The organism is Moorena sp., assembly GCF_982860115.1.
In genome coordinates this window covers 1-14,261 of sequence record NZ_CEYLVT010000193.1, presented here as the reverse complement: position 1 = coordinate 14,261, position 14,261 = coordinate 1, and the positions used below count along the sequence as shown (strand labels likewise).

8 protein-coding genes are annotated in these 14,261 nt (G+C 42.8%); 5 read left to right on the top strand and 3 right to left on the bottom strand.

Annotated elements, in window-relative coordinates:
- Window positions 1–115: 115 nt before the first annotated feature.
- A complete protein-coding gene (locus AC4II3_RS25100; protein ID WP_488012174.1) occupies window positions 116–568 on the bottom strand; it encodes a MerR family transcriptional regulator in 453 nt (150 codons plus the stop codon).
- 190 nt (window positions 569–758) lie between these two features.
- Here AC4II3_RS25100 and AC4II3_RS25095 point away from each other — a divergent pair, with 190 nt between their 5' ends.
- The 5 genes from AC4II3_RS25095 to AC4II3_RS25075 all read left to right on the top strand — a co-directional run bounded on the left by AC4II3_RS25095 (window position 759) and on the right by AC4II3_RS25075 (window position 11,509).
- Complete coding sequence (locus AC4II3_RS25095; RefSeq protein ID WP_488012172.1) at window positions 759–5,015, top strand: tetratricopeptide repeat protein; 4,257 nt, start codon at window positions 759–761, stop codon at window positions 5,013–5,015.
- 59 nt (window positions 5,016–5,074) lie between these two features.
- Window positions 5,075–7,159, top strand: coding sequence for a glycosyltransferase (locus AC4II3_RS25090; RefSeq protein ID WP_488012170.1), 2,085 nt, complete (start codon window positions 5,075–5,077; stop codon window positions 7,157–7,159).
- A gap of 319 nt (window positions 7,160–7,478) precedes the next feature.
- A complete protein-coding gene (locus AC4II3_RS25085) occupies window positions 7,479–8,318 on the top strand; it encodes a PIG-L deacetylase family protein (protein WP_488012168.1) in 840 nt (279 codons plus the stop codon).
- Window positions 8,319–8,658: 340 nt separating this feature from the next.
- A complete protein-coding gene (locus AC4II3_RS25080; RefSeq protein ID WP_488012166.1) occupies window positions 8,659–10,773 on the top strand; it encodes a nucleotide-binding protein in 2,115 nt (704 codons plus the stop codon).
- A 4-nt stretch (window positions 10,774–10,777) separates the two neighbouring features.
- A complete protein-coding gene (locus tag AC4II3_RS25075) occupies window positions 10,778–11,509 on the top strand; it encodes an FkbM family methyltransferase (RefSeq protein WP_488012164.1) in 732 nt (243 codons plus the stop codon).
- Window positions 11,510–11,701: 192 nt separating this feature from the next.
- On the opposite strand, the gene AC4II3_RS25070 is transcribed toward AC4II3_RS25075, so the two are convergent.
- Both AC4II3_RS25070 and AC4II3_RS25065 read right to left on the bottom strand, forming a co-directional pair.
- On the bottom strand, window positions 11,702–12,583 hold the full coding sequence (locus AC4II3_RS25070; protein ID WP_488012162.1) for an alpha/beta fold hydrolase: 882 nt from the start codon (window positions 12,581–12,583) through the stop codon (window positions 11,702–11,704).
- A gap of 125 nt (window positions 12,584–12,708) precedes the next feature.
- Window positions 12,709–14,040 carry a lipase family protein gene (locus tag AC4II3_RS25065; protein ID WP_488012160.1) on the bottom strand — a complete coding sequence of 444 codons (1,332 nt, stop codon included), beginning with the start codon at window positions 14,038–14,040 and terminating at the stop codon, window positions 12,709–12,711.
- Window positions 14,041–14,261: the final 221 nt, after the last annotated feature.

The window sequence follows — 14,261 nt, the reverse complement described above, 5'->3', positions numbered from 1 at the left end:
TGTCTTGATGCAGTCGCTCATGGGGGAAACCCCCAAGACCGCGCTGCATCGCTTGAAAGTTTTGTTATCCCCAGAATTGGGGAAACCATAGCCAGAATAAGCAATGCCCTTAGGATCAGACACTAGCGGGAAAACTACCACCGATGAAATGAACATCACTGAAGGTTTCGATCCATAGACGAGCACCACAACGCAGTGGGTGCTCGGGCTGATAAACAATCCGACATGGACCAAGGATTTCGATCTGGTTGCCGTATAAATTGTTGCCGCTTCGTTTGACCGAAATCACTGGCTGACGGTCTTCGGCAGGTTTACCATTGTTGCTGCCAATGCGATTACGGTTGACATTGATGGTGGCTAGAGCGGGAGGACGACTGGTACGCCATTTGCCCTTGGGTCCACGGGTAGCTTTGGTGATTTGTGGTAGGTGGTTGAAAAGAGGAATAATCCAGAATTTACCACTTTTATAGGCACCCCTGACCCTACCCTTCTCCAGGAATTGGCGCAATCGTCGAGAAGAAATACCTAAGAGAGATGCGGCTTCGGTAGTACCAACGCAGTGTTTCATGTTTGAATTCCCTAACTATTCCGATAACACTAGTATAACAAAAATTTATTCCTGGACAGCTTAATGTGAAGTTATGTAAAGTTTTGCCAAACTGACCAGACAACCAGGGGGAAATAATTTTTCATGATTGATATCTAATCAAAACGGATTTAGTATTACGGCGACCTAGCTCTGCCCTGCAAACCGCGATATGACTACCAACCAATTGTTAGAATCAAACCTTGAATCTCTAATCAATACAGCTGCTCAAAATCATCAGTTGGGTAAATTAGATGAGGCTGAATCTATCTACAGACAAGTAATACAGATTCAGGGGGATAATCAGGCTGAGGAAAAGCCTTTATCGAAGCCCTATAACGTGATAGCAATTGCTAATCTTGCAAGTATATTTGAGGAAAAAAACAAGCTAGAGGAAGCGGTAGGGTTGTACCAACAAGCCTTAACCCTAAAACCTGACTTTGCTGAAGTTCATAACAATTTGGGAAATATCTTCTGGGCACAAGGAGAGTTAGAGAAAGCGGTACAGTATTACCAAGAAGCGATTAGGGTTAAACCTGACTATGCTGACGCTCATAACAATTTAGGAAATTTGTTTCATAATCAGGGTAAGTTATCGGAAGCGGTACAGTGCTACCAAGAAGCGATTAGGGTTAAACCTGACTATGCTCAGGCTTATTGTAATCTGGGAAATGTACTACAGGTACAGGCCAAGTTAGATGCGGCACAAGAGTCCTACCAGGAAGCGATTAAGCTTAATGCAGATTGTTTTCAGGCTCATAACAATTTGGGAGCTTTATTCCAAAAACAGGGCAAGTTAGATGCTGCACGAGAGTCTTACCAAGAAGCAATTAGGCTTAAACCTGACTATGCTGACGCTCATAACAATTTGGGAACAATACTCCAAAAACAGGGCAAGTTAGAGGAAGCGATACAGTCCTATCAGGAAGCGATTAGGCTTAAACCTGATTTTGCTGAGGTTTATAACAATTTAGGAAATACACTCCACGAACAGTGCAAGCTAGAAGAAGCCCTACAGTCTTACCAGCAAGCATTAAGTATTAACCCTAACTTGGCTGAAGCTAAACTGGCCATGTGCGTGTGTCAGATTCCGATCATTTATTCAAGTGTTGATGAAATCAAGGTAAGGCGAAATAATTACCAAGCTAGTCTTAAAAAATTAGCGGATAGCTATACACAGAGCGATACAGAGCTAAGTCCAAGGGAACTGCTAAGTGCTGCTAAGGCGGTGGGAGCGTTTCAGCCTTTTTATCTGGCCTATCAAGGGTTAAATAACCGAGAGTTACAGCAAATTTATGGACAAATGATTTGCCAGATCATGTCTCAGTGCTATCCCCGGTGGAGCCAGAAAATTCCTCTACCAAATTTAGCGCCTCATGAAAAAGTTCGGATTGGGGTTATTTCGGAATTCTTTTGGGATCATTCTAATTGGAAAATACCGATTAAGGGCTGGGTAGAAAATCTGGATAGATCTAATTTTGAACTATTTGGTTATCACATAGGATTAAAACAGGATAAGGAAACAGCAAGAGCGGCGAAATCATTTGTAAAATTTGTTCAAGGTTCTTTCACTATGGAAGAATGGTGTGAGGTAATTACAGAAGATAAATTACACATTCTTATTTTTCCGGAATTCGGGATGTCCCCCACTACAGTTAAGTTGGGTTGTTTAAGACTGGCTCCGATTCAAATGACATCTTGGGGACATCCGGATACTAGTGGGATGCCGACGATTGACTATTACTTGAGTAGTGATTTAATGGAGGCAGAAAATGCTCAAGATCATTATAGTGAGAGGTTAGTTAGATTACCGAATCTCTCTATCCATTACACGCCTTTGGAAATTACACCGGAAGCGATCGCTAAAAAGGACATAGGCTTAGAGGATGATGAGATTATGTTCTGGTGCTGCCAATCGTTATATAAATATTTACCTGACTATGATGATGTTTTTCCTAGAATTGCTAAGGAGTTAGCTTGTCGGTGTAAATTTGTATTTATTAAATATGTTAGTGACCAGGTTACTGAGATATTTGAGCAGCGTTTAAGGGATGCTTTTAATAAATTTGGCCTCGATTATAAAGACTACTGCATATTTTTACCGTTCCTGAATAAAAGGAGGTTTGCTGGAACGTCAGCGATAGCGGATGTATTCTTGGATAGCATTGGTTGGTCTGGATGTAACTCTAGTTTGGAATCGATTGCCCATAATATTCCGATTGTGACATTGCCAGGAGATTTGATGCGTGGTCGGCATACGATGGCAATTCTAAAAATGATGGGTCTGGAAGATACAATTGCTGCAAGTAAAGAGGATTATGTAAAAATTGCGGTACGGTTGGGTCAAGATGCTCAATATCGTCAATATATATCTGATCAAGTTGCTGAAAATAAGCATAAGTTATATGGTGACTTTAAACCGGTAAGAGCATTGGAAGATTTTCTATTAAATGTAGTCCATAAACCAAGACAATTTGCGATGGAAACTGTTTCTGAAGCACTACAACTTGCTGTTCAACATCGTCAAGCCAATCGCTTAAACAAGGCTGTACAGGTTTACTATAAGATTTTGGAACAACACCATAATCATCCGGAAGCTTTATATGGCTTAGGGGTGCTGGCACAGCAAACAGGTCAGTATGATACTGCGGAGAAGTTGTTCAGAGCTACTGTGGAAGCGGAGCCGAATTCTGTTAAGGGTTGGTTCAGTTTAGGTAATTTGTGCCAAGGTCAAGGTCAGTTGTCTGAGTCGGTGGAGTGTTACCAACGAGTCTTAACAATACAGCCGAAGTTAATAGCGGTTCACAACAACCTTGGATATGCTCTACAACAACAAGGTAATTGGGACGATGCGATCGCATCTTATCAACAAGCTTTGGAGATTGACCCTACCTGCACTGAAGCTGATGTGAATTTGGGCAATGCACTCCACGCTCAAGGGCAGCTTTCCCAAGAAAAACAAGCACACTACGCACAATTGAACTATGAGCTAGGGGTTACCCGGCAAAAGGCAGGAGATTTGACTAATGCTGTGGCTTACTATCGCCAAGCAGTCGCGATGCAGTCAGATTTGCTAAGCGCTCATTACAATTTGGGAGTGGTGCTTCAAGACCAAGGTGAGTTTGAAAATGCGATCGCATCTTATCAGAAGGTTCTGGAGCTCAATCCTAGTTATGGGGAAGTCTACTTTAATTTAGGCACGATTTACCAAACTCAGAAGCAGTTAAAGGAGGCAGCATCTGCTTATCGACAAGGGCTAATGCTAGTCAATCCCCGGTATGAGAAAGTAGTAAATCCTGACAACGGTTCTGACAACGGTTCTACAGTATCTCCTGAGACACTAACACCACCGCAGGTAGAACAACCAGACGTTACTATCGGGGGATATCAGTTTCCAGGGATTCCGACCGTATCGGTAAGTGAAGACAAGCGACCCTTTTGGACAGTAATTATTCCTTTATATAACCGTACTGACTATCTTCTGGAATGTCTGGCGAATGTATTGGCTCAATGGCAGGGCGAGGAGGAGATGGAAATTTTGGTTATGGATAATGCCAGCACACCTCCTCTATACGATTTGGTGAATTCGATTGGGGGAGGGGTAGTTCGCTACTACCGCAATCCAGAAAATATCGGTGCGCGACGCAATTTTAATCTTGGTATTGCCCTCAGTCGCGGTCAGTGGATTCATGTGCTTCCTGAAGATGAGTATGTTCTTCCAGGTTTTTATTCCCGGTTGAAGAAGAGTCTAGAAACATGTAGTGATTCTGTGGGAGCAGCATTTACCGGTTATGAAAATATCAATGAGAAAGGAAAAATAATTTTCTCCCAAAAAGTGTATGGAAAAGACACGGGTATCCATCAAGATTGGTTGTGGAAAATTGGCACTTCTAATGTCTTGAATCCCTGTGCAGTTGTGATTCGTCGCTCCACTCATGAACATCTGGGGTGTTACGATCCGGAAAACACTTATACTCCTGATTGGGAACTTTATAAGCGCATTGCTAGTTTTTATGATTGGTGGTACGAAGGCGATATTTTGGCACGTTACCGTGAGCATGATAATAATATGACCAGTGAACTGATATTATCTGGAGCTCAAGCAACGTCTATCCGCCAGGGGATTGAAATTTCCGAGAGTTATCTTCCTGCTGAACATTGTGCCGCAATTACAGCCAACGCTCGTAACCATTACTTTAATTATTGTCTAGAGCATATGGTAATTCCCTTAAAGGCTGGGAATCTTGCTGGTGCATTTCGTCTGCTCCAAGAGGCACTCAAAATTGATCCGTCTCCTCAAGCTGTGGAGAAACTATTTACTTGGCTTACTAAAGCCGAAGCTGCTCCCCTACGGGATGAGATTGCTTCAAAGTTGCGCTCGATTATGTTGAATCATAGTTCAGAAAGTTTTTACTTTGCTTATCCCTAGTTAAAGCAGTTATCAATTACCAATTACCAATTAAAAACTAAAAATTGAGGATTACAACAGTGACACAACTTTCTGAAGCACTTCAAGTTGCTCTTCAATATCATCGAGGCAATCGCTTGGTTGAAGCTGAGCAAGTTTATCGTCAGATTCTAGCAGCAATACCTAACCAACCAGATGCCTTGTATGGGTTAGGAATGCTAGCACAACAGATAGGTAAGTACCAAAGTGCTGAGGAGTTTTTCAATACAACCCTCCTTGTAAATCCGGAGTCTTTCAAGGCTTGGTTCAGTTTAGGCAATTTGCGTCAAGCTCAAGGTCAATTGTCAGAAGCAGTGGAAGCTTATCAGCGAGCGTTAGCCCTACAGCCTAACTCGGTAGCGCTTTACAACAACTTTGGCTATGCTCTACAACAACAAGGCAAGTGGGAAAATGCGATCGCATGCTATCAAAAAGCTTTGGAGATTCAGCCCAACTTTGCTGAAGCTGATGTGAATTTGGGTAATGCTCTCTACGCTCAAGGGCAGCTTTCCCAAGAAAAACACGCCTACTACGCTGCATTAAATCACGATTTGGGCGTTACTCGGAAAAAAGGGGGCGATTTGAAGACTGCGGTGGCTTACTACCGGAAAGCGATCGCAATACAGCCAGACTTGGTCAACAGTCATTATACCTTAGGAGTTGCTCTGCAGGAACAAGGCAAATTAGATGATGCGATCGCATCCTATAACAATGTCCTCAAACTCAATCCCAGTAACACTGTAGTCTACACCACTTTAGTGCACAATAAATTAGCTAGGATTGACCGAGAGCAGAACAAATTAAACAACAAATTAAATCATCAATTAAACGGAGCAGATTCTAAGAAACGATTAAAGATAGCATTTATCTGTCAACCCTTTGTGATGACATCGTTTCCAAATCCGATGGATTCCATCGGGATTTTGACCTATGAATTCGTGCGTCTTTTAGTTCAAGATGGTGATGTTATTGTCTATACACCAGGAGAACGCTTTAATACGGCAAATCATGACGGAGTAGACTATCGATATATTCCCATAGGTCGGGATAAAAAACTGCTAAACTATCTAGAAAAAATTCCAGGATTCCAGAATCAACAACGTCCTATATTTGGCTCCCAACTCTATTACCTGGGATATATTTTACAGGTAGCAAATGACTTGAGAAAACAGCAATGTGATGTTGTTCACATTCACAACTTATCTCAGTTTATTCCAGTGATACGAGCCTTGAACCCAGGAATAAAAATTGCCCTGCACATGCATTGTGAGTGGTTGACCCAACTCGATCACAAAATTCTAGAAAAGCGGCTTAGTAAGGTAGATTTAGTTATTGGTACTAGTAAGTATATCACAGAAGGGATTCGCCAGCGTTTTCCTAAATTTGCCGAGCGCTGTCAGCCGGTTTTTAATGGGGTAAACCTTGATCGCTTCATGAATTTCTATGTCAGCGATAATCAGCAAAATGGCAACACCAACAATTATGCTAAACGATTACTCTACGTGGGGAGAGTATCTCCAGAAAAAGGCTCCCATGTCTTATTAGAAGCGTTTAAAAAAGTGCTCGATCGCTGCCCTCAAACCAAACTTGATCTCGTTGGTCCTGTAGGTGCATTACCCTACGACTATCTTGTGGGATTAAGTGATGACTCCAAAGTGGCAGAATTAGCGTCATTCTACGGTGATGAAAGTTGGACAGGTTACCTGAGACGATACCTGTCCGAATTGAATGATTACTTTGGTGCTGATCTAGCCAGCCAAGTATCCTTCACTGGCTCCCTTCCTCAATCCAAATTAGTCAATTATTATCAGCAGGCAGACATTTTTGTATTTCCCTCAGTATGTCACGAAGCATTTGGGATGCCAATTGTGGAAGCTATGGTCGCAGGTCTTCCCGTTATTGCTACCCAAGCTGGTGCTTTTCCCGAGATTGTGGAAGATGGTAAGACAGGTCTGCTGGTTGAACGGGGTAATGCTGATGCTTTAGCAGACGCCATCTTGCAACTTCTTTCTGACCAAGAACTTAGAACATCCATGGGACAAGCTGGACATCAGCGAGCGGTTGAAGTATTTTCTTTCGAGAAAGTTGTTGATGATTTACTTACGCAGTACAAGACTATTCTTTGAAAGCCAAAGGCAGAAGTGTTGAACATCCGAACAGGGAATAGTTACAAGTGACAAGTTACAGCGTTTTTCATAACTATTAAGTGCGCTTGACCCATTAAGAATTAAATTCGCCACGGGTCGCACCTGAGGTACAGAGGATTTTTTCCCTGTTCCCGTCTTGATGCAGTCGCTCATGGGGGAAACCACGGCAGTCGCTCATGGGGGGAACCCCCGCGTGAAGGCGCTGCCTCCCCAAGACCGCGCTGCATCGCTGTTCCCTGTTCCCTGTTCCCTAAAACCAAAGAATCTGTATCTAACCCAATTGAAAACTGCTGTAAAAATGAACAATAAATTATCCTTAAAAACTCTGGTACGCCAGTTTTATCGTTTTCTAATCCATAGTACCAGAGTTGAGTATGACAGAAATAATCTAAGACGATCGGCGATTATTTTTTCACCCCATCAGGATGATGAAACCCTTGGCTGTGGTGGAACAATTATCCGTAAAAAGCAAGCCGGGGCCGATATAAAAATTGTTTTTATGACAGATGGTTGTCAATCTCATGCTCATCTGATTCCAGAAAATCAGGTAAAATCAATACGCGCTAATGAAGCCTTGGCAGCCGCTCAACAACTTGGTCTGCAAGAGCATGATGTGAGCTTCCTGGAATTCAAAGATGGAACATTAGATAAAACCAGAAACTTTGCTATCCATAACGTCGCACAAATTATTCTTAACTATCTTCCTGAAGAAATTTTTATTCCCTACTATAACGATGGGGTGTCTGACCATAATGCTACCAATGAAATTGTGGTAGCTGCACTCAAAACAATTAAATTTGATGTGACAGTTTATGAGTATCCTATATGGTTCTGGAATCACTGGCCTTGGACAAGGGTGGAAGGGAGTAAACCAAACCTGGTCTCCTTTTTTAAAAAAACCATCATGTCAGGGTTTCGTTTACTGAATGATTTTAGATTATCTGTCTATATTGGTGATGTTTTTGATATCAAACGTACTGCCCTAGACCAACATCAATCTCAAATGAAACAACTAATTCCTCATCCACGCTGGCTAACCCTAAAGGATGTGTCAGAAGGGGAATTTTTAGACTGTTTTTTTCAAAACTATGAATTATTTCGTCGATATAGTTTGAATCATAATTCTGAATATTCTTGATGCAGTCGCTCATGGTTTGGGTTCTGTGTGCGGAACCTGCGTCCGCACCGCTGTTTGCCCCGTGGAAACCCCCTGTTCCCTTGCTGCATCGCTAGCGATAAATTAGGCAATTTGGCAACTTCATTCAAGATAATCATGAAATCATAAGTAACAAGAGTGTTCAAGATTTTTATCAGTCATATCAGTTCTGGATATATGGGGTATCATATATCCATTTTATTGTTTTTTATATTCTCAATAGGATAGGGAGTAGGGAAGTCATAATTTCCATCAATCAATCTGAGTTTTACATCTGTTTTACATCTCATTTAAAAACACTATATAAACATTAAGTAACAATATGCAACAATTAAATCCACCAGAAAATTTAGTAAACAAATCCTTCACAGACACATTCTCAGACAACTGTTGTGCAGGTAAAACCATTGGTACTAAAACTCCCAGTGGTACAGTTCGTAAGGGTATAGATGTCGAAAAGCTGATTGGGATTGACAATGGCGCATTACGTCTCCAGCCTCTGCTAAAACCTGCGTGGGGCAGACAGGGCATTGCTTATGGTCCGTACACCCGTACCAATGGACTGGCCTTTGCAGTGTTTCTGAGCAATGGTCATAATACATCCCAGACCGAAAGGATTGAGCCCCTGACAGAACGACTCCATCGGTGGATGATTGGTCCTGAGACAGATAAACCGGCTAAACGACTTCTGCGTTGGACTTCCAGTCAGGGAAAAAGCAGGATGCTGCGAAAGCTTCTATGGTGGATTCGTAGTACCTCCAGAATTTCCAAATATTTCAAACCATTTAAATTGCCAAATATTGATGAGAATCTAGCAGTGGGTTGGTTCCCCAGGGAAGTTCCTGTTGACCCAACTGCAGAGGGAAATGCCTTTATTGTTCATGCCACTGGGGCAGAAAATGGAGAGTTGTGGACTCGGTTGGGGGGGTATCTACTCTCAGCATTTACGGGCTTACAAAATCTCCAGGTTTATTACATCGTAGTTCTGCGGGAAAAGGGAGCTGCCTATTATGCTGCTTCTGTTCCTAATGCTCATGGTCTGGCGGCTTACCCTAACATGCGTCTCATTGCTATTGATCCTTTCAATGATGATCCGACAGTATATGCTGGTGTATACCAAAGTATTTTGGGACAGAATGGTTTTGAAGTCGATACGCGCATCTATGGCGCTAATGTAGTCCAAATTTCAGATATCGCCACCTGGTACGGTACAGCTCAGGCAGCAGATGATCTCATTGGTGATGGTTTGCTAGATGGTGCTGAAGCGGACAAGGGTGGTTTCTGGAGTGTCTCTCAAGGAAGTTATGAGTTAACAGCTCATGGTGCTAGAGCCACTCAACCGGATAGCGTCGCTATGTTGGAGTGTCCCACACCCTCTGGGCTAATCCATTTGCTGGTCGAAACCTCTACTCAGATAACTGGAGTCCGCATTGTGTGGCGTGTTCAGGATAAAAACCAATTCTGGAGTTTCCTAGCAGACGGGGACAAATGTCAACTTATGATTCAAGACCATGATAGCTGGGAATGTTTAGCTGTTAGCGATCTATGGTATTTACAGCCAAGAGCGATCAACTCTTTACAGATATTGGATGATGGTAAGACCTTTCGCCTGTATCTCAATGGCCAGTTAGTCTTTAACAAGTGCTTTACAGATACCCGCCTGGAAAACGCTACCGGTGTTGGCATCGGTGGGATTAACCCTAATCATAGTCTGTATTTTCGCTCCTTTGAGGCTCATCCACGCACTATTCCTATTCCTTCCGAACTCGACCTGGGCTCCCCTTGGGTAGTAGAGGGGACCGAAATGGCTATCACTGAAGATTTTGCTGGTGCAGCTGGGGACTTGATGGGAAAAACCACCACTAGTGGTAGCAAAGTCTGGCATCGGAATATTGGGCTAGGGGTAATTGAGCTGACTGGGAATAGTACAGCCAAAGTCCAAGCTGATGCTAAGCATCATAATCCAGGTCGCACTGCCTACACTATTGATTGGGATCACCCAGAAATAGCGGATTTACAGGTAGACATTACTCCCCCTGGAACTAGACGAGGACAGGGAGAAAAAGGTCGTGGAGGGTTTATCTTTTGGCAGGATGCTGACAATTATATCACTATCAATAACTGGTTAGATGACTGTTACGGTGGTGCTTCAATGTCTTCCTTTTTCTATCTCAATGGCTTTGAAGAATTATTTGATGCTGTCTGGACAAATGTGGGGAAACGCATTTCCTGGGGGGTCTCCCATCGGCTCCGCATGATTTTTGATGGCATGAATTATATGATATTCATCAATGATGAACCAGTATTGTATCGTGCCCTGACAGATGTTTATCCAGATGCGGCGCGTCTTAGAATTAACCGAGTTGGGATTGTCGCTAACTGGGAATGGGGGAATGATACAGGAAGTGTATTTCAAAACTTTGTAGCAAAGGTTTAGACTAATGAATTTAAGCAATCAAGAGGTAACCCTTAACAATGGAGTAGGTGCAGGACTAAAATTCCATGGGGATGGTTCTAATCCTGATTTTGCACGTGGTACCTATGAACTTCCACTTCAGAAGGCTTTAGCAAGCTGCTTAAACCACGATCATATCTTCTATGATATCGGTGCTAATATTGGTTTTTTTACTATTATTGCTGCGAAGCTAGTTGGGCCATCTGGACAGGTTTATGCGTTTGAGCCAGTGCCAAACAATGCTAACATTATTCTACGGAATGTGGAGCTTAATAGTTTCTCCAATGTTACTGTTTTCCCACAAGCCGTTTCTGACTCAACCGGAACCGGAGAATTGTTGCTAGCCCATCATTCAGGGGGAGCTACTTTAGCGACAGCGGGTACACCTCCAGATCTCAGGGGTGAAATGACAGTTGACCTTGTATCTATTGATGATTTGGTGTCCCAAAAGACTTTGAAACCTCCAACGGTTGTCAAAATCGATGTGGAAGGAGCAGAAATTAATGTTTTAAGGGGGATGATTCAAACTATTAAAGACTATCAGCCCATCCTGATTTATGAAGTAGATGATGGGAATCAAGAGTCCTTTAAACTGAAGAATCAAACCATTGAGATGTTTATTGACTCTCTAGGATATAAAATCATGCCCCTGGAACCAGCTTATCCCAATATTCCCTGGTATGTTGGACATGCGATCGCGTTTTCAAATCTCAACTGAAAATGCTATATTTTTGTAGTAAGCATATGCGCTACGCGCACGCTACGCGAACAGCCGTTAGCTGTCAGCAGTCAGCCGTTAGTGGTCAGCTTATTGTATTCAAAAGCTGTTCGTAAAGTAGCGTGCCCATAGCGCATAAGCTGATAGCTGATAGCTGATAGCTGATAGCTGATAGCTGAATGCTTAGGAATTCTAAGCAAATTCTAAAATATGCTCAGCAGTAACTTGAGCTTGTTCCAAGTGAGGCACATGACCACAGTCTTTAATCCAGATTAATTGAGATTGTGCGATCGCATCGTTAAACTTACTAGCAGCAGCAGTCCCTAAAATTTGGTCATGGTCACCCCATAAAATTAGAGTTGGCTGGCTAATCTGAGCCAGCTTATCCCCAAAATCACCATAACCACCACTTTTGGTAAACGCAATCAAGGCTTGATTCCAACCAGGCATTTCTAGGTGCAATGCAGCACAAATTCGGGCATCTTCAGAGGCCCAACCTTTATCATAGTAAGCGTTTTTACTGATACTTTGCCTGACCTTGGGATTCGCCAAAAATGCTGTCGCTAGGTAGCCTAAGGGAGGAAATAAGAACTTCCCAATCGGGGGAGCCTTGGTGCAGCCAGCGCTATCTATTAATACTAACTGTTTAACTACCTGGGGGTAAGTGAGGGTAAAATCAATCGCCGCTGCACCTCCCATCGAGGCTCCGACTACAATGACTGGTGTTCTAATCAGGGTTTTCCAGAAATAATAGAGATGAGTTGCGATCGCATTGGGACTAAACGGAGTCCCTGCCATGCGATCCGTAAAACCAAAGCCCAATAAATCCACTGCCCAGGTTTCATTGTCCTGAGCCAGCAGTGGTAGCAAGCGGCGTAATTCTAGCAGGGAACTATCGAAGCCATGGAGTAACAGAATTGGTGTGCCACCCTTACCCTGATTAACGTAAGTTGTGGCAATAGCCTGTGGGCTGAGGGGAGTTGAGATAGCTTGACGCTCAATACTCTGAGCAAGGTCAATCGAGGTAGACTCAACTAGCTGCTCGGTGTTGGAGGGAAGAAAATCAGGAAACATCAGTTATTTATGGCAGTTCTCAATTGGGTAAGGATTTATGTTCTTACGAATCTCTCGCTATAATCCTCTGATTTAGCGACGAGAGTAGTCAATGCCTAATCCTTAAAGAAGCCACTTATTTTAGATCAATTTGGTGAATCGCCTGTAGCCGTTGTTACCTCTGTAGGCTTGCCATCCTTCCCTTCTACTTTCCCATTATATTGGTTCTTTAATGCTTGAATTTCTTTTTTTACCTGATCCAGCTCCTCTTTAATAGCCTGAGTTTGCTGTTGGAGAAGCTCGTTCATAAAGTTTTCCATAATATTTCGTATAGGTCGCCACAATTGTTGCCAACGTTGATAGTCTTCCTCAAGTAGCTGCAAATAGGCATCACTACCGTGAGGAAACGGAATGCCCCCGAAGAATTCTACAGCTCCGCCAAAATCCACAGAGACACCCTGGGAACCCAGTCCCACCAAGGTGTGTAACTCTCCAACAGCAGTACAGTTTGATAGGTACAAGTTCCCAACCCGCAAACCATTCCCAGTCAAGATATTTAAGGGGAAGGGGGGCGGAAGTGGCATACTAGGAGTTATATCCAATAAATTTTCCACGCGATGAGTCAGCCCTTTACCGATTTGTCGCTCGTAGTAGTTGGCAAATAACTCATTGCCTACTTTTGGTGCGGCAATCGTGTAGACTTTGATCATCACAGCCGAACCAAAGTAACGCCGCAAAGCTACAGCACCGAGGAAGGCTAAGGAACCGCCTAAACTATGACCAGTGACATAAACGTCCACTGGATCGTTGAGTTTTTCGAGTTCTAGCACCCTACTTTGTTGAAAATCTAAAATGTCTATTAGCTCGTCATCATTACCAAGTTCCTCATCTGCCACTGCTTCCTCAATCAGTGCTCTGGCTTCGAGCTCAAAATCAGTACCGAGTCGAATTGCTCCAGCATCGGCGATAGCTGTGATGCAGGCAAACTGCCTTTCATAAGTCATCTGGTGGATCTTGTCAAAATCTTTGGCTGTGAGTTTACCTAGTAAGGTCTTAAAAAAGATTTCGAGTTGATCACAAACGGATTCAGAGGCTTCCAAAAATCCTTGAACGACTTTAATTCTTTTATCAGTGACGGAACCGTAGTTTACTAAATCCCAGTCCATGTTGTATACCAGGTCGGTTAGTTCAAAAGCCCCGCGATCGGTCACGATTGAGCCTCGGAAAACCACCGTATACTGATGACCGGTTGTTTTTTTGGCAATAAATCCACGTACATTGCTTTCATCATTGCGGATGCTGTGGACAAATTTCCAGTCTTGAGAGCGGTAAAGGGAATTGTAGATTTCTTGAATTTCTATGTCGTTGACATTCCCATCATCATACTGGTATAATGAGTATATTTGCTGAGAAAATTTGGCCATTAATATGGCTTCATCAAAGCTAAAACCACTTTTGATATTCTGGGGCATATTCATAGTTCATTTACCTCCTGAGCTTATTCATAAGTTTGCACACTTTCTTGATCGTTCAAGCTTATTATACTTAGATTAATTTAACTATTAATATACAACATAATTATAGGGGTTTAGGGGACAATAAAGTTGTTCGTTGGGCGATCGCATTCGGGTGCATCTCATTTTTGTTGTTTGACAAGGTGGTGCGTTACGGGGCGGGCTGTCTAAACCCTGGCTACGAG

Excerpts from the sequence above, each read along its gene's own strand:
- AC4II3_RS25100 (WP_488012174.1), bottom strand. The coding sequence starts at position 568 with ATGAAACACTGCGTTGGTACTACCGAAGCCGCATCTCTCTTAGGTATT.
- AC4II3_RS25095 (WP_488012172.1), top strand. The coding sequence starts at position 759 with ATGACTACCAACCAATTGTTAGAATCAAACCTTGAATCTCTAATCAAT.
- AC4II3_RS25085 (WP_488012168.1), top strand. The coding sequence starts at position 7,479 with ATGAACAATAAATTATCCTTAAAAACTCTGGTACGCCAGTTTTATCGT.
- AC4II3_RS25080 (WP_488012166.1), top strand. The coding sequence starts at position 8,659 with ATGCAACAATTAAATCCACCAGAAAATTTAGTAAACAAATCCTTCACA.
- AC4II3_RS25075 (WP_488012164.1), top strand. The coding sequence starts at position 10,778 with ATGAATTTAAGCAATCAAGAGGTAACCCTTAACAATGGAGTAGGTGCA.
- AC4II3_RS25070 (WP_488012162.1), bottom strand. The coding sequence starts at position 12,583 with ATGTTTCCTGATTTTCTTCCCTCCAACACCGAGCAGCTAGTTGAGTCT.
- AC4II3_RS25065 (WP_488012160.1), bottom strand. The coding sequence starts at position 14,040 with ATGAATATGCCCCAGAATATCAAAAGTGGTTTTAGCTTTGATGAAGCC.